23 protein-coding genes and 1 tRNA gene are annotated in these 22646 nt (G+C 60.0%); 15 read left to right on the top strand and 9 right to left on the bottom strand.

Going from position 1 to position 22646, the window contains the following annotated elements; translation table 11 throughout:
• Positions 1–79 precede the first annotated feature (79 nt).
• From QRN46_RS01460 to nadA, 15 genes are all read left to right on the top strand, one after another.
• Positions 80–826 carry a YebC/PmpR family DNA-binding transcriptional regulator gene (locus tag QRN46_RS01460; protein ID WP_003227527.1) on the top strand — a complete coding sequence of 249 codons (747 nt, stop codon included), beginning with the start codon at positions 80–82 and terminating at the stop codon, positions 824–826.
• Between the two features lie 140 nt (positions 827–966).
• On the top strand, positions 967–1494 hold the full coding sequence (gene ruvC / locus QRN46_RS01465) for a crossover junction endodeoxyribonuclease RuvC (RefSeq protein ID WP_007951206.1): 528 nt from the start codon (positions 967–969) through the stop codon (positions 1492–1494).
• Positions 1495–1608: 114 nt separating this feature from the next.
• Positions 1609–2217: a Holliday junction branch migration protein RuvA gene (gene ruvA, locus QRN46_RS01470; protein WP_007951205.1), complete on the top strand. Its 609-nt coding sequence runs from the start codon at positions 1609–1611 to the stop codon at positions 2215–2217.
• Positions 2218–3279, top strand: coding sequence for a Holliday junction branch migration DNA helicase RuvB (ruvB, locus tag QRN46_RS01475; RefSeq protein WP_011335643.1), 1062 nt, complete (start codon positions 2218–2220; stop codon positions 3277–3279).
• A gap of 127 nt (positions 3280–3406) precedes the next feature.
• Positions 3407–3874 (top strand): tol-pal system-associated acyl-CoA thioesterase, encoded by a 468-nt coding sequence (gene ybgC, locus QRN46_RS01480; RefSeq protein WP_007951203.1) that lies wholly within the window; start codon positions 3407–3409, stop codon positions 3872–3874.
• Positions 3864–4559, top strand: a complete 696-nt coding sequence (gene tolQ / locus QRN46_RS01485; RefSeq protein WP_039766018.1) for a protein TolQ — start codon at positions 3864–3866, stop codon at positions 4557–4559. Before ybgC ends, tolQ begins: the two co-directional genes overlap by 11 nt.
• A gap of 23 nt (positions 4560–4582) precedes the next feature.
• A complete protein-coding gene (gene tolR / locus QRN46_RS01490) occupies positions 4583–5035 on the top strand; it encodes a protein TolR (RefSeq protein WP_162130475.1) in 453 nt (150 codons plus the stop codon).
• On the top strand, positions 5035–6114 hold the full coding sequence (tolA, locus tag QRN46_RS01495) for a cell envelope integrity protein TolA (protein WP_011335641.1): 1080 nt from the start codon (positions 5035–5037) through the stop codon (positions 6112–6114). The genes tolR and tolA overlap by 1 nt, the downstream gene beginning before the upstream one ends.
• 38 nt (positions 6115–6152) lie before the next feature.
• Complete coding sequence (tolB, locus tag QRN46_RS01500; RefSeq protein ID WP_373423137.1) at positions 6153–7412, top strand: Tol-Pal system beta propeller repeat protein TolB; 1260 nt, start codon at positions 6153–6155, stop codon at positions 7410–7412.
• Between the two features lie 52 nt (positions 7413–7464).
• Positions 7465–7962, top strand: a complete 498-nt coding sequence (gene pal / locus QRN46_RS01505) for a peptidoglycan-associated lipoprotein Pal (RefSeq protein WP_003178634.1) — start codon at positions 7465–7467, stop codon at positions 7960–7962.
• A 6-nt stretch (positions 7963–7968) separates the two neighbouring features.
• The gene (gene ybgF / locus QRN46_RS01510; protein ID WP_011335639.1) at positions 7969–8808 is read left to right on the top strand and encodes a tol-pal system protein YbgF; all 840 of its coding nucleotides are present in this window, start codon (positions 7969–7971) and stop codon (positions 8806–8808) included.
• Positions 8809–8972: 164 nt separating this feature from the next.
• A complete protein-coding gene (queE, locus tag QRN46_RS01515; protein WP_011335638.1) occupies positions 8973–9620 on the top strand; it encodes a 7-carboxy-7-deazaguanine synthase QueE in 648 nt (215 codons plus the stop codon).
• Position 9621: 1 nt separating this feature from the next.
• Entirely contained in the window at positions 9622–10314 is a 693-nt protein-coding gene (gene queC / locus QRN46_RS01520) for a 7-cyano-7-deazaguanine synthase QueC (protein WP_011335637.1), read from the top strand.
• Between the two features lie 63 nt (positions 10315–10377).
• Positions 10378–10453, top strand: a tRNA-Lys gene (locus tag QRN46_RS01525).
• A gap of 271 nt (positions 10454–10724) precedes the next feature.
• Positions 10725–11783 (top strand): quinolinate synthase NadA, encoded by a 1059-nt coding sequence (nadA, locus tag QRN46_RS01530; protein ID WP_039766022.1) that lies wholly within the window; start codon positions 10725–10727, stop codon positions 11781–11783.
• Between the two features lie 58 nt (positions 11784–11841).
• On the opposite strand, the gene QRN46_RS01535 is transcribed toward nadA, so the two are convergent.
• From QRN46_RS01535 to arcC, 9 genes are all read right to left on the bottom strand, one after another.
• A complete protein-coding gene (locus QRN46_RS01535; RefSeq protein ID WP_285354192.1) occupies positions 11842–12330 on the bottom strand; it encodes an RDD family protein in 489 nt (162 codons plus the stop codon).
• Positions 12331–12427: 97 nt separating this feature from the next.
• Positions 12428–12640, bottom strand: a complete 213-nt coding sequence (locus tag QRN46_RS01540) for a cold-shock protein (RefSeq protein ID WP_011335634.1) — start codon at positions 12638–12640, stop codon at positions 12428–12430.
• Positions 12641–13044: 404 nt separating this feature from the next.
• On the bottom strand, positions 13045–14169 hold the full coding sequence (gcvT, locus tag QRN46_RS01545; protein ID WP_285354193.1) for a glycine cleavage system aminomethyltransferase GcvT: 1125 nt from the start codon (positions 14167–14169) through the stop codon (positions 13045–13047).
• Between the two features lie 93 nt (positions 14170–14262).
• The gene (locus QRN46_RS01550) at positions 14263–15639 is read right to left on the bottom strand and encodes an L-serine ammonia-lyase (RefSeq protein ID WP_285354194.1); all 1377 of its coding nucleotides are present in this window, start codon (positions 15637–15639) and stop codon (positions 14263–14265) included.
• Between the two features lie 201 nt (positions 15640–15840).
• Positions 15841–18693: an aminomethyl-transferring glycine dehydrogenase gene (gene gcvP / locus QRN46_RS01555; RefSeq protein WP_285354195.1), complete on the bottom strand. Its 2853-nt coding sequence runs from the start codon at positions 18691–18693 to the stop codon at positions 15841–15843.
• Between the two features lie 10 nt (positions 18694–18703).
• Positions 18704–19087, bottom strand: a complete 384-nt coding sequence (gcvH, locus tag QRN46_RS01560; protein ID WP_011335630.1) for a glycine cleavage system protein GcvH — start codon at positions 19085–19087, stop codon at positions 18704–18706.
• Between the two features lie 367 nt (positions 19088–19454).
• Positions 19455–20963 carry a transcriptional regulator GcsR gene (gene gcsR, locus QRN46_RS01565; RefSeq protein ID WP_039766033.1) on the bottom strand — a complete coding sequence of 503 codons (1509 nt, stop codon included), beginning with the start codon at positions 20961–20963 and terminating at the stop codon, positions 19455–19457.
• 285 nt (positions 20964–21248) lie between these two features.
• Positions 21249–21611: a DUF5064 family protein gene (locus QRN46_RS01570; protein ID WP_011335628.1), complete on the bottom strand. Its 363-nt coding sequence runs from the start codon at positions 21609–21611 to the stop codon at positions 21249–21251.
• Between the two features lie 62 nt (positions 21612–21673).
• A complete protein-coding gene (gene arcC, locus QRN46_RS01575) occupies positions 21674–22603 on the bottom strand; it encodes a carbamate kinase (RefSeq protein ID WP_064383742.1) in 930 nt (309 codons plus the stop codon).
• Positions 22604–22646 lie beyond the last annotated feature (43 nt).

The raw sequence follows: 22646 nt of genomic DNA on the forward strand, positions 1-22646 counted from the left end.
CAGTGATTGAAAACAAGATTTTTTTGCTGGCCGATGCACCTGCATGGCGGGCATTGTTCAAGAGAATTCGGAGCGAGTTATGGCAGGTCATTCCAAGTGGGCGAACATCAAGCACCGCAAAGAACGCCAGGATGCCAAGAGAGGCAAGATCTTCACCAAGTGGATCCGCGAACTGACCGTTGCGGCCCGTCAGGGCGGCGGTGATCCGGGCTCCAACCCGCGTCTGCGCCTGGCGCTGGACAAGGCGCTGGGCGCCAACATGAGTCGCGACATCATCGACCGTGCCGTGGCCCGTGGCGCCGGTGCGACCGAAGCCGACAACGTTGAAGAACTGACCTATGAAGGTTACGGCCCAGGCGGCGTGGCGGTGATGGTCGAGTGCATGACCGATAACCGCAACCGCACCGCAGCAGCTGTTCGCCACGCGTTCAGCAAGTGTGGCGGCAACCTCGGTACCGACGGTTCGGTAGCCTACCTGTTCGAACGCAAGGGCCAGATCAGCTTTGCCCCGGGCGTGGACGAAGACGCGCTGACGGAAGCGGCGCTGGAAGCCGATGCCGACGACGTGGTCAGTCACGAAGATGGCTCGATCGACGTGTTCACCTCGTTCACCAGCTTCTACGCGGTACGCAATGCCCTGGAAGCCGCAGGTTTCAAGGGTGATGACGCGGAAATCGTCATGCAGCCGACCACCAGCGCCGAACTGGATCTGGAGGGTGCCGAGAAGGTGCTCAAGCTGATCGACATGCTGGAAGACCTGGACGACGTGCAGAACGTCTACTCCAACGCGGACATTCCGGAAGACGTGGCCGCTCAGCTCGGTTAAGAGCGACTAGGCTCAATGTGGGAGCTGGCTTGCCAGCGATGGCGTCGGCACATCAGCTAATGATGGTGCCTGACACACCGTCATCGCTGGCAAGCCAGCTCCCACATTTGTTTTTTGTGTTTTTTCGAACCAGCAGGCTTATGACTTTAATTCTTGGTATCGACCCCGGTTCGCGCATTACCGGTTACGGCATTGTTCGCGATACCGGACGCGGCGGTTGCATCTACGTCGCCTCGGGTTGTATCCGCACCGGTGCCGGCGAGCTGCATGAGCGGTTGCAGATTGTCTACCGCGGCGTGCGGGAAATCATCCAGACCTACGGCCCGGTCACCATGGGCATCGAAAAGGTGTTCATGGCGAAAAACGCTGATTCGGCGCTCAAGCTCGGGCAGGCCCGTGGGGCCGCTATCGTTGCCGGCGCCGAAGAAAGCCTGGAGATCGCCGAGTACACGGCCACTCAGGTCAAGCAGGCTGTGGTGGGAACCGGTGCTGCCAATAAAGAGCAGGTGCAGATGATGGTCATGCACATGCTCAAGCTGACCAGCAAACCGCAAATCGACGCATCGGATGCCCTGGCGATTGCCATTTGTCACGCCCACACCCGCTCCAGTCTGTTACCGCACGGCTTGGGAACGGCACGCAGTCGTGGCGGGCGCCTGCGTCTCTGATAGCATCAGCAGTCATTTTTACGGAATGTGGATTTCGTGCCTGGGTTGTCGGCCGTGAATCCATGCTCTGTCGGTCGCCAGCCCACGGCTGGCCAACGCTCAAGGATCTGAAACGTGATTGGACGCTTGCGCGGTACTCTGGCTGAGAAACAGCCGCCGCACCTGATTCTGGATGTAAACGGCCTCGGGTATGAGCTGGAAGTGCCCATGACCACCCTTTATCGTCTGCCGTCGGTCGGTGAACCGCTGACCTTGCACACCCATTTGGTCGTACGCGAAGACGCACAGTTACTCTATGGTTTTGCCGGCAAGCGTGAGCGAGACTTTTTTCGCGAGTTGATCCGTCTCAACGGTGTAGGGCCGAAACTGGCCCTGGCCTTGATGTCGAGTCTGGAAGTCGACGAACTGATCCGCTGCGTACAGTCCCAGGACACCTCGGCGCTGACTAAGGTGCCGGGCGTGGGCAAGAAAACCGCCGAGCGTCTGCTGGTCGAGCTCAAGGATCGCTTCAAGGCCTGGGAAACGTCGCCGGCCATGTTCGCGCTGGTGCCGAACCAGCCGGACGGCCCGGCGCCAGTCAATACGGCCGAGAACGATGCGGTCAGCGCGCTGATTTCCCTGGGCTACAAGCCACAGGAAGCGAGCAAGGCGATTTCCGCGATCAAAGAGAAAGGCCTGAGCAGCGAAGACATGATTCGACGCGCCCTGAAGGGAATGATTTAAGTGATTGAAGCTGATCGTCTGATCGCCGCCACGCACAGTCCGCGTGAGCGCGAAGAAGTCCAGGATCGGGCGATACGTCCCGTCAGCCTGGCCGAGTACATCGGCCAGCCGACCGTTCGCGAGCAGATGGAACTGTTTATCCAGGCCGCCCGTGGCCGTAGCGAATCCCTCGACCACACCCTGATCTTCGGTCCGCCGGGGCTGGGTAAAACTACCTTGGCGAACATCATTGCTCAGGAAATGGGTGTGTCGATCAAGAGCACTTCCGGCCCGGTGCTGGAACGTCCGGGTGATCTGGCGGCGCTGTTGACCAATCTTGAGCCGCACGACGTGCTGTTCATCGATGAAATCCATCGTCTGTCGCCGATCGTCGAAGAAGTGCTGTACCCGGCCATGGAAGATTTCCAGCTCGACATCATGATCGGTGAAGGTCCGGCGGCGCGTTCGATCAAACTTGATCTGCCACCGTTCACCCTGGTTGGCGCGACGACGCGGGCGGGCATGCTGACCAACCCGTTGCGCGACCGTTTCGGCATCGTCCAGCGTCTCGAGTTCTACAGCACCGCTGACCTGGCGACGATTGTCAGCCGTTCGGCGAATATCCTCGGCTTGCCGCTGGATCCGGAAGGGTCTTTCGAGATTGCCCGTCGTGCACGTGGCACGCCGCGGATCGCCAACCGACTGCTGCGTCGGGTGCGGGATTTCGCCGAAGTCCGGGCCAAGGGCCACATCACCAAATCCGTCGCAGATCTGGCGTTGAACCTGCTGGATGTCGACGAGCATGGTTTCGATCATCAGGACCGGCGTCTGCTGTTGACCATGATCGAGAAGTTTGACGGCGGCCCGGTAGGCATTGACAGTCTGGCGGCGGCGATCAGCGAAGAGCGCCACACCATTGAAGACGTGCTCGAGCCGTACCTGATTCAGCAGGGCTACATCATGCGTACGCCGCGGGGCAGGGTGGTTACCCGTCACGCGTACCTGCATTTTGGTTTAAACATTCCGACACGAATGGGCGAGATGCCCGTGGTAGACGAGTTTCTCGATGCCGTGGACGATTGATACACATTTATTGTCGATTTATTCAGCGTTTGTACTGTCACAGGACGGTACTTTTGCGGTAAAGCCTTCCAACAATGAAAAACAGTTGCCTGGCCGGATTGGCAACCCGAGGAGTAAGCACTAGAGTATGCGCGCGCAAAACGGGCTTGAGCCGTTCGCACATCGTTGTCGCGTTTATTACGAGGACACCGATGCGGGCGGCATCGTGTATTACGTTAATTACCTCAAGTTTATGGAACGGGCTCGAACCGAGCGGCTCCGGGAGCTGGGCTTTGCCCAGTCGGCGCTGGCAGGGGAGGACCTGTTGTTCGTCGTGCATTCCAGCGAAGCGCGTTATCACGCGCCGGCGCGACTGGATGACGAGCTTCTGGTAAGCGCTGATGTAATCGAATTGAACCGTGCCAGCCTGCGCTTTCGACAGCAGGTCAGGCGGGCAACGGATAATGTGCTGCTCTGCGAAGGGCAGTTTCTGGTGGCCTGTGTGCGCACTAACAGTTTGAAACCCCGGGCCCTTCCCGAAGACCTGCGTGCGGCCTTTGCCGACGCGGTCGGCACGGGTACACACTCAAAGCAGGAGATAAAGCGTGGAAGCTAACGTCGTCGACCATTCCTCCATGTGGAGCCTGGTCAGCAATGCCAGCATCGTGGTGCAGTTGGTAATGTTGACTCTGGTGGCCGCATCGGTGACCTCATGGATCATGATCTTTCAGCGCAGCAATCTGATACGCGCCGGTCGACGTGCCCTCGAGAGCTTCGAGGAGCGATTCTGGTCGGGTATCGACCTGTCCAAACTCTACCGTCAGGCTGGCAGCAATCCGGATCCGGATTCCGGCGTCGAGCAGATCTTCCGTGCCGGCTTCAAGGAGTTCTCCCGTCTGCGTCAGCAGCCAGGCGTCGATCCTGAAGCGGTGATGGAAGGCGTGGCCCGTGCCATGCGCGTCGCCATCTCCCGTGAGGAAGAGAAACTCGAGCAGAGCCTGCCGTTCCTCGCCACCGTAGGTTCCGTCAGCCCGTACATCGGTCTGTTCGGTACCGTCTGGGGGATCATGAACTCCTTCCGTGGTCTGGCCAGCGCCCAGCAGGCCACTCTGGCCACCGTCGCACCCGGCATCGCCGAAGCCCTGATCGCCACCGCGATCGGTCTGTTCGCCGCGATCCCGGCCGTTATTGCTTACAACCGTTTCTCTGCCCGCAGCGAAACCTTGCTGAGCCGCTACTACACCTTCGCCGATGAGTTCCAGGCGATCCTGCACCGCAAAGTGCACACCAGCGAAGAATAAGCAGGTATTTCCCGATGGCTTTAATCACTCGAGCCCGACACAAGCGCAAGCCGGTCGCCGAGATGAACGTAGTGCCTTACATCGACGTGATGCTGGTGCTGCTGGTCATCTTCATGGTGACTGCGCCGATGCTCAATCAGGGCGTGAAAGTGGATCTGCCCAAGGTTTCCAGCGAAGCCTTGCCGCAGGACAACAACACCCAGGTGCTGACCATTTCGATCAAGTCGGACAAGACCTACTACTGGAACCTTGGCAGCGAAGTCGACACCGAGAAGCAGCAGGACCGGGCCATGACCCTGCCACAGATGACCGACGCGGTGACCAAGATCATTCGCGCCGGCACTGAAGGCGGCAAGCGTACCCAGGTCTTCATCCGTGGCGACAAGTCCGTCGATTATGGCTCCGTCATGGGCGCCATGGGCGGGTTGCAGAAAGCCGGGGTCGGTAACGTTGGCTTGATCACCGAGGCGCCCTGATGCAGCAACAGCGAGAGCCGTCCGCCTCGGAAAGCTACTTCTGGCCCAGTGTCTGGGCGATTGGCTTGCACGTGCTGGTGTTCGGCATGCTGTTCGTCAGTTTCGCCCTGACTCCGGAGTTGCCGCCGGCCAAGCCGATTGTCCAGGCGACCCTGTACCAGCTGAAATCGAAAAGTCAGGCAACCACCCAGACCAATCAGAAGATTGCGGGTGAGGCGAAGAAATCCGCCGCGCGCCAGACCGAAGTCGAGCAGATGGAGCAGAAAAAGGTCGAGCAGGAAGCGGTGAAGGCTGCGGAACAAAAGAAAGAAGAAGCGGCTCAAAAGGCCGAGGAAGCCAAGAAGGCCGATGAGGCGAAGAAAGCGGACGAGGCGAAGAAGGCTGATGAAGCCAAGAAAGCCGACGACGCGAAGAAAGCCGCCGAAGCCAAGAAGGCAGAAGAGAAACAATTGGCTGATATAGCCAAGAAGAAAGCCGAAGAAGAAGCCAAGAAGGCTGCTGAAGAAGAGGCCAAGAAAGCGGCCGCTGAAGAAGCCAAGAAGAAGATCGTCGAAGACGCGAAGAAGAAAGCCGCCGAAGACGCCAAGAAGAAAGCTGAAGCTGAAGAGGCGAAGAAGAAAGTCGCCGAAGACGCGAAGAAGAAAGCTGCTGCCGATGCTGCGAAGAAGAAAGCGCAGGACGCGGCACGTAAATCCGCCGAAGACAAAAAGGCTCAGGCCCTGGCAGATTTGCTTTCCGACACGCCGCAGCGCCAGCAGGCCTTGGCCGATGAGCAGGGCGATGAAGTCGCGGGCAGTTTCGATGACCTGATTCGTGCGCGGGCAGCGGAAGGCTGGGCACGTCCACCTTCGGCACGCAAAGGCATGACGGTTGTGCTGCAGATCGGCATGTTGCCGGACGGTACGGTGACTTCGGTCAGCGTGGCCAAGTCCAGTGGTGACGGTCCGTTCGATGCGTCGGCAGTGGCAGCGGTCAAGAATATTGGACGTTTGACGGAAATGCAGGGAATGAAGCCGAGCGATTTCGCTCCGTATCGTTCATTCAAGATGACATTCACACCTGAGGATCTAGCCTTGTGAGAAACCTTCTTCGAGGAATGCTGGTCGTGATCTGCTGCATGGCAGGGATCGTGATGGCGGATGAAAAGAACATTCTGGTCACCAGCGGCAGCGATCGGGCAACGCCGATCGCCGTCGTGCCGTTCGGTTTCCAGGGCGGTGCTGTCCTGCCGGATGACATGGCTGAAATCATTGGTAACGATTTGCGCAACTCGGGCTACTACTCGCCGATTCCAAAGCAAAACATGATCAGCCAGCCAAGTCAGCCGAGCGAAATCATCTTCCGTGACTGGAAGGCGGTGGGCGCGCAATACATGATGGTCGGCAGCATCGTGCCGGCCGGCGGCCGTCTGCAGGTGCAGTGGGCTCTGTTCAACGTCGCCACCGAACAGAAAGTGGCTGACGGCAGTGTGTCCGGTACCACCGAACAGCTGCGTGACATGGCGCACTACATCTCCGATCAGTCGTTCGAAAAACTGACCGGCATCAAAGGTGCATTCTCGACTCGCCTGCTGTACGTCACGGCCGAGCGTTTCTCCGAGAAGAACACCCGTTACACCCTGCAGCGTTCGGATTATGACGGCGCCCGCGCCGTGACCCTGCTGCAATCGCGCGAGCCGATCCTGTCGCCGCGTTTTGCACCGGACGGCAAGCGTATCGCCTACGTGTCGTTCGAACAGAAGCGTCCGCGCATCTTCATGCAGAACATCGACACCGGTCGCCGCGAGCAGATCACCAACTTCGAAGGCCTGAACGGCGCGCCTGCCTGGTCGCCGGACGGCAATCGCCTGGCGTTCGTACTGTCGAAAGACGGTAACCCTGACATCTACGTGATGAACCTCGGTTCGCGTCAGATCACTCGCGTGACTGCAGGTCCTGGCATCAACACCGAACCGTACTGGGGCAAGGATGGCTCGACCATCTACTTCACCTCCGACCGTGGCGGCAAACCGCAGATCTACAAGACCAGCGCTGGTGGCGGCGGTGCCGAGCGTGTGACGTTCGTGGGCAACTACAACGCCAACCCGAAGCTTTCGGCGGATGAAAAGACCCTGGTGATGATCCATCGTCAGGACGGTTTCACCAATTTCAAAGTGGCGGCTCAGGATTTGCAGCGCGGAAGTGTAAAAATCCTCACTGATAGCACTCTGGACGAGTCGCCTACTGTTGCGCCCAACGGCACCATGGTAATCTACGCCACCCGCCAGCAGGGCCGGGGAGTCTTGATGCTCGTGTCCATTAATGGACGCGTGAGGCTCCCGCTTCCTACCGCTCAAGGCGAAGTCAGAGAACCGTCCTGGTCCCCTTACCTGAACTGACGCGGCGCTTTACGTTTTACTTAACACACTGGGGTTCATTAGGAGTTTCACGATGGAAATGCTGAAGTTTGGTAAATTTGCTGCGCTGGCTCTGGCCATGGCTGTAGCTGTAGGTTGCTCGTCCAAAGGCGGCGACAACGCCGGTGAAGGCGCTGTTGATCCAAACGCTGGTTACGGCGCAAACACTGGTGCAGTTGACGGTTCCCTGAGCGAAGAAGCTGCTCTGCGCGCAATCACCACCTTCTACTTCGAATACGACAGCTCGGACCTGAAGCCAGAAGCCATGCGCGCTCTGGACGTTCACGCCAAAGACCTGAAAGCAAACGGCGCTCGCGTTGTTCTGGAAGGCAACACCGACGAACGTGGTACTCGTGAGTACAACATGGCACTGGGCGAGCGTCGTGCGAAAGCCGTTCAGCGCTACCTGGTACTGCAAGGTGTTTCCCCAGCTCAGCTGGAACTGGTTTCCTACGGCGAAGAGCGTCCAGTTGCTACCGGCAACGACGAGCAGTCCTGGGCTCAAAACCGTCGCGTCGAACTGCGTAAGTAATTCGATATGCGAACGTGCCGTCGTGCTGTAACTGTTCTGGCTCTCAGCCTCGCGCCGCTTGCGGCGTGGGCTGCGGTTCCTGTGGTCGATGACAACTCCGGTTATAACAATAGCGGGAGCAGTTATCCGCCTGCAGGTTACGGTACGAACGGCGCCTATGCCGGGGGAGCGGCTTCGGCCCCTGCCTCGGCACAAGGCATGCTGTTCAACCAACTGCAACAAATGCAGGATCAACTGTCGCGCCAGCAAGGCGTGATCGAAGAACTGCAGAACCAAGTTTCGCGCATGAAGCAGGAATCCCTGGAGCGATACCAGGATCTTGATCGGCGCATAGGATCCGGCGTTGCACCTGCCGCGACTCCCGAGAATTCTTCTGCCGGTGGCGATGCAAGTGCTGCTGCCGGTGCCGCCGCTGGAGCCGGGGCTGCTGCGGCCGCCCAGGCACCTGCCGCAGGTGGCGAACCGGCTGATCCGGCCAAGGAAAAGCTGTATTACGATGCAGCTTTCGACCTGATCAAGGCCAAGGATTTCGACAAGGCCAGCCAAGCGTTTGCCGCTTTCCTGCGTAAATACCCGAACAGCCAATACGCGGGCAACGCCCAGTACTGGCTGGGTGAAGTGAACCTGGCCAAAGGCGATCTGCAAGGTGCAGGTCAGGCTTTCGCCAAGGTTTCACAGCTGTATCCCAAGCACGCCAAAGTGCCGGATTCGCTGTACAAGCTGGCTGATGTAGAGCGTCGCCTCGGTCATACCGACAAGGTCAAAGGCATTCTGCAGCAGGTGGTGGCCCAATATCCGGGCACGTCCGCCGCTCAGTTGGCCCAGCGCGATCTGCAACGCATGTAACAGCTTTGACCCGTTTGGAAGAAACCCGCGCTTGTCGCGGGTTTTTTCGTTAGAATTCACGCCCTTTTATGAAACACGCTTCTGGTGATCTACGCGTTGGCGGGGTTGCCTGAAGTGCCTGACGGAGGCGGACAGCCTGTTTAGCTGTTACGCCCGTGGCGACTATGCAAGACACATTGAGAATTACCGAAGTTTTCTACTCGTTGCAGGGGGAAACGCGGACTGCCGGGCTGCCCACTGTTTTTGTGCGCCTGACCGGTTGCCCATTGCGTTGCCAATACTGCGACAGCGCCTACGCGTTCAGCGGTGGCACGATCCGTACCCTCGACGACATCCTCGAGCAAGTGGCCGGCTTTCGCCCGCGCTACGTCTGTGTCACGGGCGGTGAGCCGCTGGCACAGCCCAATGCCATCCCTTTGCTCAAACGGTTGTGCGATGCCGGCTACGAAGTCTCGCTGGAAACCAGCGGCGCCCTCGACATCTCGGCGGTCGATCCACGGGTCAGTAGGGTGGTCGACCTGAAGACGCCTGACTCCAAAGAAGCCCATCGCAACCGTTACGAGAACATCGATCTGCTGACGCCCAACGATCAGGTGAAGTTTGTCATCTGCTCGCGGGAGGACTATGACTGGGCGGTATCGAAGCTGATCCAGTACGGTCTTGAGCGACGTGCAGGTGAAGTGCTGTTTTCCCCAAGTCACCACGACCTGAACGCTCGGGATCTGGCGGACTGGGTGGTGGCGGATAACCTGCCAGTGCGCCTGCAACTGCAGCTGCATAAATATCTATGGAATGATGAGCCGGGGCGCTGAGATGACTGAACAACTGAACACTAGCCAAAAACGTGCGGTAATCCTGCTGTCGGGTGGTCTGGACTCGGCTACGGTGGTGGCCATGGCCCGCGCTGAAGGCTACGCCTGCTACACCATGAGTTTCGATTACGGTCAGCGTTCCCACGCCGAACTGCATGCCGCTGCGCGCGTTGCCCGCGATCTGGGTGTGGTCGAGCACAAGGTGATCGGCCTGAACCTGAACGGCATGGGCGGCTCGGCCCTGACCGACACCAGCATCGACATCCCGGAAGAGCTGGGCGAAGGCATCCCGGTGACTTACGTGCCGGCACGCAACACGGTATTCCTGTCGCTGGCTCTCGGCTGGGCTGAAGTGCTCGGCGCCCGTGACATCTTTATCGGCGTCAACGCAGTGGATTACTCCGGTTACCCGGATTGCCGTCCCGAGTTCATCGAGTCGTTCGAGCGCATGGCCAATCTGGCGACCAAGGCTGGCGTCGAAGGTAATGGTTTCCGCATCCAGGCACCGCTGCAGAACTTGAGCAAGGCGCAGATCGTCCAGGCGGGCGTGAAGCTTGGCGTTGATTACGGGCTGACCGTTTCCTGCTATCAGGCTGACGATGACGGCCGTGCTTGCGGTAAATGCGACAGCTGCCGACTGCGTGCAGAAGGCTTCGCGGCGGCCGGAATCAGCGACCCGACACGTTATTTTTGATTTTTTTCAAATTAGGTGTTGAATAGTCCTTAAAAATCAGTATTATACGCGCCACCACACAGCGGGTCGTTAGCTCAGTTGGTAGAGCAGTTGGCTTTTAACCAATTGGTCGTAGGTTCGAATCCCACACGACCCACCATATTTGGCGGTTTAGAAAATCCGGAAGGCCCACGAAAGTGAGGATTTCCGGGTTTTTTTTTGCCTGTGATTCGGGCATCTCTCCCTTCGTTTCTTCCTGCCGTGACGCAGGTCAGAATCATCTTTTGTATCAACGGGATATTCTGTAGCCTTGCGCAGCTTCAATGCTGTCCGTGCCTGATAATACTCACTCTCCCGGCGGTACCCTCAAGCGGTCCGGAGCCGGGTGTATACTCGACTTTCGCGCGAATGCGCCTGCAGGTCTTGCGAACATGACGCAGATTTCCGAACGCCTTCTGGTACAAGCCCACCTCGACGCCAAGCAGCCCAAGCCGCTGACAGCCGAGGAAGAGGCTTATTATCGTTCCGCCATCGCCGCCGAGCTCAAGGCTCAGGACGCGGTGCTGGTTGCCCACTTTTATTGCGATCCGATCATCCAGGCCCTCGCCGAAGAGACCGGCGGTTGCGTTTCCGATTCACTGGAAATGGCCCGCTTCGGCAACGCCCATCCTGCCAAGACCGTGGTGGTCGCCGGCGTGAAATTCATGGGCGAGACCGCGAAGATTCTCAACCCTGAAAAGCGCGTGCTGATGCCGACCCTGGAAGCGACCTGCTCGCTGGATCTGGGTTGCCCGGTGGACGAGTTCTCGGCGTTCTGCGATCAACATCCGGAGCGCACCGTGGTGGTGTATGCCAACACCTCGGCCGCCGTCAAAGCCCGGGCCGACTGGGTGGTGACATCGAGCTGCGCGCTGGAGATCGTCGAAAGCCTGATGGACAACGGCGAAACCATCATCTGGGGGCCGGACAAGCACCTGGGCACCTACATCCAGCGTCAGACCGGCGCCGACATGCTGCTCTGGGATGGTGCCTGCATCGTTCACGAGGAATTCAAGTCCAAGCAGCTGGAAGACATGAAAGCGCTGTACCCGGACGCCGCCATTCTGGTGCATCCGGAGTCGCCGACCTCGGTGATCGAGTTGGCGGACGCTGTCGGTTCCACCAGTCAGTTGATTGCCGCCGCTCAATCGCTGCCGAACAAGACTTTGATCGTCGCTACCGACCGCGGCATCTTCTACAAGATGCAGCAGCTGTGCCCGGACAAGGTCTTCATCGAAGCGCCAACCGCCGGTAACGGCGCGGCATGCCGCAGTTGCGCACATTGCCCGTGGATGGCCATGAACACCCTTGAGCGCACGCTCAAGTGCCTGAAGGAAGGTTCGAACGAGATCTTTGTCGACCCGGCTCTCATTCCTCAAGCGATCCGCCCGCTCAAGCGCATGCTCGACTTCACTCAAGCCGCGCGGATGAAACTGGCCGGCAACGCCTGACCTTGCGACGCAAACAAAAACGCCCCGATTGGATCGGGGCGTTTTTGCATCTGGAGGATTATTTGGCTTTCTTCGGAATTCGCACGAGCTGCGTGTTGGAGTAGATGTCATGCCAGGCGCGTTTCTGTTTGTCGAACAGTGACCAGAAGAACCCCAGGCCCAGGCAGAGCCACGATGCAATCGACACCATGAACCGCAGCAACGCCTGCCACAGGCTGATTGCAGTGCCATCAGCGTTCTGCACGCGAATGCCCCAGACCTGCATGCCCAGCGTCTGCCCGGCGTGAGTCCAGAACTTGGCGAAGAAACCAAACAGCACCAGCAGCAGCACCGTGGAGTAGAGAGGATCGCCATCCAGCTGCCCGGCGTCGGTCAGAACCCGCAGACGCTCCTCACCGATGATCGCGGCCTGGATCATCTTGTAGACGCCTCCGGTCACGATCAGCAGGGCGGTGCACAGCAGAAAGTCATAGAACATCGCTGCCAGACGACGGCCCAGGCCGACGGCGGGGAAATTGCCCTGGGGCGTGAGCAGGTGTTTCGACATGGCAGCCTCTGGACGGAAAGTGAAGCGCCATTTTACGGATTTGCGCCCACAAAAAAGCCCCTGATATCAATATCAGGGGCTTTTTCGTTACAGAAAATCAGGCTTCTGCGATGACTTCGTCAGCTTGCATGCCTTTCTGGCCTTGCACTGCAACGAAGGTCACTTTCTGGCCTTCTTTCAGGCTCTTGAAGCCGTTGCCCTGAATGGCGCGGAAATGCACGAACAGATCCGGACCGCTTTCTGGAGTGATAAAACCAAAACCTTTCTCGTCGTTAAACCACTTGACGGTACCGCTCTGACGTTGGGACATTTCTTATTTCCTTTGACGCAAAAATTGATGACAGTCTCTTCCTCATGAAAGAGTACTGGGGCTGGTTGCAGGAGAGTAAGAAGACGTCGAACGGGATGTAGCTAACTTGTAGGCTACTGCCCAGGTCACGATTCCAAGCTGACCCATGCAAACACAGTGGACAAACTCTACGCCAACTACGGGAGGAAAAACAAGCCCCGCGAAGGCCCCGGTTTTCCTGCCCTTGCCGGCACTTAGTCGATTCACTAGTCCGGCTTATACGATTAGCTTGTTCAATTGTTTTCGAACGTTATAAGCCAAGTTCATATTCGAATCGAATGTAAACAGAGTGCACTGTTTTATGGCGATTGCGTTACACATTAGTGCACGCATAACGCAATCGCGTTACTTATAGAAACAGTCAATCAACCGCGATAGTAGCGTTGTGGAACAAATGGCATTTTGCTTACAAGCAATGGCACCTTTTTCCCACGAACAATCGCCCAGACTGGCGTATCGAGTGCGACGTAGGCGCTGTCCAGGTAACCCATGGCCAACGGGCCACCCAGGGTCGGGCCGAAACCGCCACTGCACACGCTGCCGATGATCTCGCCCGCTTCGTTGACGATCTCTGCACCTTCTCGGACCGGCGTACGCTCTTGCGGCAGCAGGCCGACGCGTTTGCGCGACACGCCGTTTTGCTGTTGAGCGAAGACTTGCTCCGCACCCGGGAAACCACCGGCGCGCGCACCATCGGCACGCCGAGGTTTGGAGATTGCCCACAGCAGGCTGGCTTCGATCGGGGTGGTCTCGGTGTTCATGTCGTGGCCGTACAGGCACAGGCCGGCTTCCAGGCGCAGCGAGTCACGGGCGCCGAGGCCGATGGCGGCGACTTCCGGTTCGGCCAGCAGGGCGCGGGCGAGTTTTTCCGCGTCGGCTGCCGGAACCGAGATTTCGAAACCGTCTTCACCGGTGTAGCCCGAACGGCTGACAAAGCAGTCAACGCCCAGCAGCTTCACGCGGGTGAATTGCATGAAAGTCATTTTCGCCACTTCCGGTGCCAGGCGTGCCAGCACGGTCACGGCGGCGGGGCCTTGCAGGGCGAGCAGGGCGCGTTCTTCGAACAGTTGCTCGATCTTGCACTGGTCGCCGATGTGTTTTTGCAGATGGGCCAGATCCTGGTCCTTGCACGCGGCGTTGACCACCAGGAACAGCTCGTCGTTGCCGAGATTGGCGACCATCAGGTCATCGAGAATACCGCCGGTTTCGTTGGTGAACATCGCGTAGCGCTGCATGCCCACCGGCAGATCGATGATGTCCACCGGCACCAGGGTTTCCAGGGCTTTGGCGGCATTGGCGCCGGTCAGGCGGATCTGGCCCATGTGCGAGACATCGAAGAGCCCGGCCTGCTCACGGGTGTGCTGGTGTTCTTTCATCACGCCCAGCGGGTATTGCACCGGCATGTCGTAGCCGGCGAACGGCACCATGCGGGCGCCGAGTTCGAGGTGCAGAGCGTGCAGCGGGGTTTTCGACAGTTGTTCGGTGGACATGCGTGACTCCTTGATTCACACCAACCCTCTCCCGGAGGGAGAGGGGGCCAGTTTTGTGTTCTCTCCCAAAGGAAGAGCGAGTTTATGGCGCGATCAGCACTCGATAATGTTGACCGCCAGACCGCCACGGGCGGTCTCCTTGTATTTGCTTTTCATGTCGGCGCCGGTCTGGCGCATGGTGCGGATGACCTTGTCGAGGGAGACGAAATGCTGCCCGTCTCCGCGCATGGCCATGCGCACGGCGTTGATCGCCTTGACCGAGCCCATGGCGTTGCGCTCGATGCACGGCACTTGCACCAGTCCGCCAATCGGGTCGCAGGTCAGGCCGAGGTTGTGTTCCATGCCGATTTCGGCGGCGTTTTCCACTTGTTGCACGCTGCCGCCGAGGACTTCGCACAACGCGCCGGCCGCCATCGAACAGGCCACGCCGACCTCGCCCTGACAGCCGACTTCGGCACCGGAAATCGAGGCGTTTTCCTTGTACAGAATGCCGATGGCCGCGGCGGTGAGCAGGAAACGCACCACGCCGTCATCGTTCGCGCCGGGAATGAAGCGCATGTAGTAATGCAGCACCGCAGGAATGATCCCCGCCGCGCCGTTGGTCGGTGCCGTGACCACGCGCCCGCCGTTGGCGTTTTCTTCGTTGACAGCGAGGGCGTAGAGGTTGACCCAGTCCAGCACCGACAGCGGATCGCGCAGCGACGATTCCGGGTTCTTGCACAATTGCCGGTGCAACGCCGCCGCCCGCCGCTTGACCTTCAGACCGCCCGGCAGAATGCCTTCGTTGCGACAGCCGGCGGCCACACAGTCCTGCATCACTTGCCAGATTTTCAGCAGGCCGGCACGGGTTTCCGCCTCCGGGCGCCAGGCGCTTTCGTTGGCCAGCATCACCTGACTGATCGACAGACCATAGGTGGCGCAATGACCGAGCAAGTCCTTGGCACTCTTGAACGGGAAGGTCAGCGGGGTGGAGTCTTCGACGATGCGGTCGGCGCCGGCCGCATCTTCGTCGACCACAAAACCACCGCCGACCGAGTAGTACTCGCGGCTGCGGATTTGTAATCCCGCCGCATCGAAGGCACGGAAGATCATGCCGTTGGGGTGATAGGCCAACGGCTTGCGGATCATTGCCAGGTGTTCTTTCTCGTTGAACGCGATGCTGTGTTCACCGAGCAGGTTCAAACGCCCGTTGCCACGAATCTCCGAGAGACGGGCGGCGACGGTTTCGGTATCCACGGTGTCCGGGTGTTCACCTTCCAGGCCCAGCAGCACGGCCTTGTCGCTGCCGTGACCCTTGCCGGTGGCGCCGAGGGATCCATACAACTCGACCCTGACGCTGGTGGTGGCCGACAACAGGTTTTCCCGGCGCAGTCCTTCGACGAAGCGCGCAGCTGCGCGCATCGGGCCGACGGTGTGGGAGCTGGAGGGGCCGATGCCAATCTTGAACAGGTCGAACACGCTTAACGACATGGTTGTTCTCCGGTTTCTTGTTATAGGAATTGGCGGGATATCAGGCTTGATGCATTTCGTGTGGGAGCTGGCTTGCCAGCGATGGCGGAGTGTCAGGCAACAGGGATGGAGGCTGATTCGCCCTCATCGCTGGCAAGCCAGCTCCCACAGGGATTTTTGGTGTTGCTGAAATCGGGACAGGTCAACCTGCCCCTCATTCGTTTAAGCGTAGCTTTCGATCGACGGGCAGGCGCAGACCAGGTTGCGGTCGCCGAACACGTTGTCGACGCGACCGACCGGCGGCCAGTACTTGCCTTCGATCAACGACGCCACCGGGTACACCGCTTGTTCGCGGCTGTACGGGTGAGTCCACTCGCCGACCAGTTCCCCTGCGGTGTGCGGAGCGTTCTTCAGCGGGTTGTCGTCCTTGTCCAGCGTGCCGTTTTCCACCGCGCGGATTTCTTCGCGGATGCGGATCATAGCGTCACAGAAGCGGTCCAGTTCTTCCTTGGATTCGCTTTCGGTCGGCTCGATCATCAGCGTGCCGGCCACCGGGAACGACATGGTCGGGGCGTGGAAGCCGAAGTCGATCAGACGCTTGGCGACGTCATCGACGCTGATGCCGCTACTGTCTTTCAAGGGACGCAGATCGAGGATGCACTCGTGCGCCACCAGACCGTTGCTGCCGGTGTACAGCACTGGGTAGTGCTCTTCCAGGCGACGGGAGATGTAGTTGGCATTGAGGATCGCCAGTTGCGAAGCGCGCTTCAGGCCTGCGCCACCCATCATGCGAATGTACATCCAGGTGATCGGCAGAATGCTCGCGCTGCCGAACGGTGCTGCGCAGACCGCGCCTTCCTTGCGTTCCATGTGGCCGTGGCCCGGCAGGAACGGGGTCAGGTGCGATTTCACGCCGATCGGGCCGACGCCCGGGCCGCCACCGCCGTGCGGAATGCAGAAAGTCTTGTGCAGGTTCAGGTGCGAGACGTCGCCGCCGAACTTGCCCGGTGCGCAGAGGCCGACCATCGCGTTCATGTTGGCGCCGTCGATGTACACCTGGCCGCCGTTGTCATGAATGATGCCGCAGATTTCGCGGATGCCTTCTTCGAACACGCCGTGGGTCGACGGGTAGGTGATCATCAGCGCCGCGAGGTGTTCGCGGTGCTCGATGGCCTTGGCGCGCAGGTCTTCGATGTCCACGTTGCCACGGGCGTCGCACGCGGTCACGACCACGCGCATGCCGGCCATGTTGGCGGTCGCCGGGTTGGTGCCGTGGGCGGACGACGGGATCAGGCAGATGTCGCGACGGTCTTCGCCACGGCTCTGGTGATAGGCGCGAATCGCCAGCAGACCTGCGTACTCACCCTGGGAACCAGCGTTCGGCTGCAGCGAGATCGAGTCGTAACCGGTTGCGGCGCAAAGCATCGCTTCCAGTTCGTCGGTCAGTTGCTGGTAACCGGCGCTTTGCTCGGCCGGGGCGAACGGGTGCAGGGCGCCGAATTCGGCCCAGGTCACCGGGATCATTTCGCTGGCGGCGTTGAGTTTCATGGTGCACGAGCCCAACGGGATCATGGTGCGATCCAGCGCCAGATCCTTGTCCGCCAGTTTGCGCAGGTAGCGCATCAGCTCGGTTTCCGAGTGATAGCGGTTGAACACCGGGTGGCTGAGGATCGGCGACTGACGAACCAGCGAAGCCGGAATCGTGCTTTGCGCGGCAGCGGCCAGCGCAGCGAAATCCGGCAGAGTCTTGCCGTCGGCGAACAGGCCCCACAGGGTTTCGATGTCGGCCTGGGTGGTGGTTTCGTCGACCGACAGGCCCAGACGCTGAGTGTCGATCACACGCAGGTTGATCTGTTGGGCGCGAGCCTTGTCGTGCAGCGCGGCGGTTTGCGCGCCGGTGGCGAGGGTCAGGGTGTCGAAGAAGCTCGCTTGCTCGACGTTCACGCCCAGTGCGCTCAGGCCCTTGGCCAGAATCGCGGTCAGGTGATGCACGCGGTTGGCGATCTGGGTCAGGCCTTTCGGGCCGTGATACACGGCGTACATGCTGGCGATGTTGGCCAGCAGCACTTGTGCGGTGCAGATGTTCGACGTGGCTTTCTCGCGGCGGATGTGTTGCTCGCGGGTCTGCATCGCCAGACGCAGGGCCGGCTTGCCGAAGCGGTCAACCGAAACACCGACCAGACGGCCCGGCATGTCGCGCTTGAACGCATCTTTGGTGGAGAAGTAAGCCGCGTGCGGGCCACCGAAGCCCAGCGGCACGCCGAAGCGTTGCGCGCTGCCGATGGCCACGTCTGCGCCGAATTCGCCCGGCGGAGTCAGCAGGGTCAGGGCCAGCAGGTCAGCGGCCACGGCGACCAGTGCGTTGGCAGCGTGGAAGCGTTCGGTCAGTTCGCGGTAGTCGAACACATCGCCGTTGCTGGCCGGGTATTGCAGCAGTGCGCCGAAGAACGGCGTCACGTCGGTCAGTTCGCGCTCATCGCCCACCACCACGTCGATGCCCAGTGGCTCGGCACGGGTGCGCAGCACGTCAAGAGTTTGCGGGTGGCTGTGGATCGAGGCGAAGAACTGGTGGCTGCCCTTGTTCTTGCTCAGGCGTTTGCAGAAGGTCATGGCTTCGGCAGCGGCGGTAGCTTCGTCGAGCAGGGAAGCGTTGGCGATCGGCAGGCCGGTGAGGTCGCTGATCAGGGTCTGGAAGTTCAGCAGCGCTTCGAGACGGCCCTGAGAAATTTCTGGCTGGTACGGAGTGTAAGCGGTGTACCAGGCCGGGTTTTCCAGCAGGTTGCGCAGGATCGGCGACGGCGTGTGGCAGTTGTAGTAACCCTGGCCGATGTAGGTCTTGAACAATTGATTCTTGCCGGCGATGCCTTTGATCATTGCCAGGGCATCGGCTTCGCTCAGGCCGTCGTCCAGACCGAGCACGCTGGTGCCCTTGATGCTTTCCGGGATGACGCTGGCGCTCAGGGCTTCGAGCGAGTCGAAGCCGAGGCTGTTGAGCATGGCTTGCTCGTCACCGGCGCGCGGGCCGATGTGACGGGCGATGAATTCGTTGGCAGTGCCGAGATTTACTTGGGTCATGTCAGGTTCCTCAGGCTTCGGCTTGGGCTTTGATCAGGCGGTCGTAGGCGTCCTGATCCAGCAGCTTGGCGACGGCGGTCGCGTCGGCTGGCTTGAAGCGGAAGAACCAGCCTTCGCCCAGCGGATCTTCGTTCACCAGTTCAGGGCTGTCTTCCAGGGCCGGGTTGGTGGCCAGGACTTCACCGTCCAGTGGCATGTAAACGCCGCTGGCGGCTTTTACCGATTCCACGGTGGCGGCTTCGGCGCCTTTCTCGTAAGCCTGCAATTCAGGCAGTTGCACGAACACCACGTCGCCCAGGGCGTTCTGCGCGAAAGCGGTGATGCCAACGGTGACAGAACCATCGGCTTCGGCGCGCAGCCATTCGTGATCTTCAGTAAAACGCAACTCGCTCATGGAATCTCCTAGGGGCCAGACTCGTCTGGTGGACGCGGTGGAATACTCGGGCGGCAATGCCCTGATTTTATGAACGGTTACTTAGCAAGAACGCGGCCAAAGTAAAAATATCGTTATAAATCAATGGTTTGATTGATTTTAGGGCGAGCGCGAGTGCACTGTCTGTAGCGAAATCGCTACAGCGTGAGGCGAAGAAAAAAGCTGAACCGGATCAAAGCCTTGCACAGCGGTGATCGGAGGAGGGTGTAGCGATATCGTTCCGCTGTAGCGCTTTCAGTACAGATGGAGGTCGCTTTTGAACGGATTTCGAATCCGTCACATACCGTGTGGGAGCAAGCCCGCTCCCACATTTTTGACCGAGTTCGGTTCAGGGCTTGTTGGGGATGCCGTACTTGCGCAGCCGATGGGCAATTGCGGTGTGCGAGGTCTGCAGGCGGCTGGCCAGTTGGCGGGTCGAGGGGTAGCTGACGTAGAGCTTTTCCAGCAGCGATTTTTCGAAGGCTTCGACCGCTTCTTCCAGGCTGTCGACATCGGTGTCGGTCTGGCGTGCCACGGAGGTGCCGGCGATGTCGAGGTCGCCGATGTCCACCAGGCTGCTTTCGCAAATGGCGGCGGCGCGGAAGATCACGTTCTGCAATTGCCGCACGTTGCCTGGCCAGCGGTTACCGAGCAGCGCCGGATAGGTGCCCGGGGCCAGGCGGCAGACCGGGCGCTGGATCTGCGCGCAGGCCTGCTGCATGAAATAGCGCGCCAGCAACAGAATGTCCTGACCACGTTCACGCAGTGGCGGCACTTCGACGTTGAGCACGTTGAGGCGGTAGAACAGGTCTTCGCGGAACAGGCCTTCGCTGACCATTTTTTCCAGGTCGCGGTGGGTGGCGCTGAGGATCCGCACGTTGACCTTTACCTCTCGGTCACCGCCAACCCGACGGAAGCTGCCGTCGTTGAGAAAGCGCAGCAGTTTGGCCTGCAAGTACGGCGACATCTCGCCGATTTCGTCGAGGAACACCGTGCCCTGGTTGGCCAGCTCCATCAGCCCCGGTTTGCCGCCGCGTTGTGCGCCGGTGAAGGCGCCGGGGGCGTAGCCGAACAGTTCGCTTTCGGCGAGGTTCTCCGGCAGGGCCGCGCAGTTCAGTGCGAGGAATGGCGCACTGTGCCGGGCGCTGATGGCGTGGCAGGCGCGGGCCACCAGTTCCTTGCCGGTGCCGGTTTCGCCCTGGATCAGCAGCGGCGCGTCGAGGGCCGCGACGCGTTGGGCGCGAGCCTTGAGGGTGCGGATTGGCGGCGATTCACCGAGCAGCGCATCAAAGCCTTCGGCATGGTCGTGGTGCAACGCCGAGAGTTGTTCGCCGATGCGGTTGGGTTGATACAGGGTCAGCAGGGCGCCGGCGTCGGTGATCGGCGTGGCGTCCAGCAACAGGGTCTGGCCGTTGACGGTGATTTCCCGCAGCGGCAGGCGGAAGCCTTGTTCGAGCAGGGTTTCGAGCAGGCCCGGATCGTTGAACAGTTCCGAAACGCTTTCGCCAGCCGGCTCGCGGCCGTACAGGGCGATCAGTGCCGGGTTGGCCAGCAGCACCTTGCCGGCGCTGTCCAGTGCCAGCACCGGGTCGGTCATCGCCGCGAGCAATGCGTCGAGCTGCAAGTGCCGACGCTGGCCGGGGAGGATGTCGACCACGGTTACTGCTTCTACACCACGCACGCGAAACAGCGCATCTTTCAGTTCTTCGAGCACTTGCGGGCTCAAGGTCGGGGCGTCGATGTAGACGTTGGGCGGGATCATTTCCACCGCATCCAGATTGAGATTGCGCCCGCCGAGGATAGCCAGGACTTCCTGGGTGATGCCGACGCGGTCGATGAAGCTGACGTGGATACGCATGGGGCGGTTCTGGGTTCTGGAGTGCGGAGGGGGGCAAGTATGCCTTGATGGGGGACTGGGGTGAAATCTTGAGAATGGCGTCGTGCTCGAAATCCACCCCTCACCCCAGCCCTCTCCCGGAGGGAGAGGGAGCTGACTGAGGTGTCTAAGGTTTGACATCGACCTGAAAGAACCAGTCGATTATGGATTCGGCAGAGCAGGTTCAGGTCGGTGTAACTCTGAAATATCCCCGGATCAGTCCCCTCTCCCTCTGGGAGAGGGCTAGGGTGAGGGGGTCTTTGGGGGTTACTCGAAATGCTCGGGATTGACCGGATCCCCGGATTTCATATTCAACTTCATGCGGATGTCCTCAAACATCAGGTCGTAATGCTTGTGCACCGAGCCGATCTGGCTGTGGCTCTTGGGAATGCCGTACTTTTCGGCAATCTGCGTTACGTTGCGGGCGAAGTTGTAGGCTTCCTCCTTGGGCAGAAAGAACGGTTCGTTGACCTCTTTGCCCTGCATGCTGCCATGCAGGGTGAACTGTATCCCTTTGCCTTTCTGAGGATCGGTGAACACTTCATAGTCGAGGTGCACGTTGTAATTGACGTCGTCGTCAGTCAACGCGTGCCGCTCGATATGCAAATGACCGGGTTCGAACTGGGCCATGGTTTTCTCCTTTCAAGGCATGGGAGAAGGGCAGACCTGAGGTCTGCCCCCGGAGTTTCTTTTTATCGGTAGGTGATGCCCGGTGTCGCCGTGCTGACTCGCGTCCCGGCGGTGCCCTGGACGATGGCTTCGATGTCCGAGAGCGAACCGATCACCGCGACCTTGCCAGTATGGCGCGCAAATTCACAGGCTGCCTGCACCTTCGGCCCCATGGAGCCGGCGGCGAAGCCCAGGCGTTCGAGTTCGTCCGGGTGGGCCTGGGCGATGGCTTTCTCGGTGGGTTTCTTGAAGTCGATGTACGCCGCGTTGACGTCGGTGGCGATCACCAGCAAGTCCGCCTCCAGTTGTTCGGCCAGCAGCGCCGAGCACAGGTCCTTGTCGATCACCGCTTCGATGCCTTGCAGCTTGCCGTGAGCGCCATACATGGTCGGGATGCCGCCACCGCCGGCGCAGATCACGATGCTGCCCTTGTCCAGCAGCCACTTGATCGGACGGATTTCGAAGATGCGTTTCGGCCGGGGGCTGGCCACCACACGGCGGAACTTGTCGCCGTCCGGGGCGATGGCCCAGCCTTTTTCAGCGGCGAGTTTTTCTGCTTCGGCCTTCTCGTAGACCGGGCCGATCGGTTTGGTCGGATTCTTGAAAGCCGGGTCGTTGGCGTCGACTTCGACCTGGGTGAGCAGGGTGGCGAACGGGACTTCGAAGTCCAGCAGGTTGCCCAGTTCCTGTTCGATGATGTAGCCGATCATGCCTTCGGTTTCGGCGCCGAGCACGTCCAGCGGGTAAGGGGTGACAGAGGTGTAGGCCGCTGCCTGCAACGACAGCAGGCCGACTTGCGGGCCATTGCCGTGGGCGATGACCAGTTGGTTGCCAGGGTGGATCTTGGCGATTTGCTCGGTGGCGATGCGGATGTTGGCGCGCTGGTTGTCAGCGGTCATCGGCTCACCACGGCGGAGCAGGGCGTTACCGCCCAGAGCTACGACGATACGCATAATGCAGTCCTTTCAGAATTCGGTGAGCCTGCGGGCGCAGCCT

This window comes from Pseudomonas sp. lyk4-R2A-10 (assembly GCF_030209075.1).
Taxonomy (GTDB): domain Bacteria; phylum Pseudomonadota; class Gammaproteobacteria; order Pseudomonadales; family Pseudomonadaceae; genus Aquipseudomonas; species Aquipseudomonas glycinae.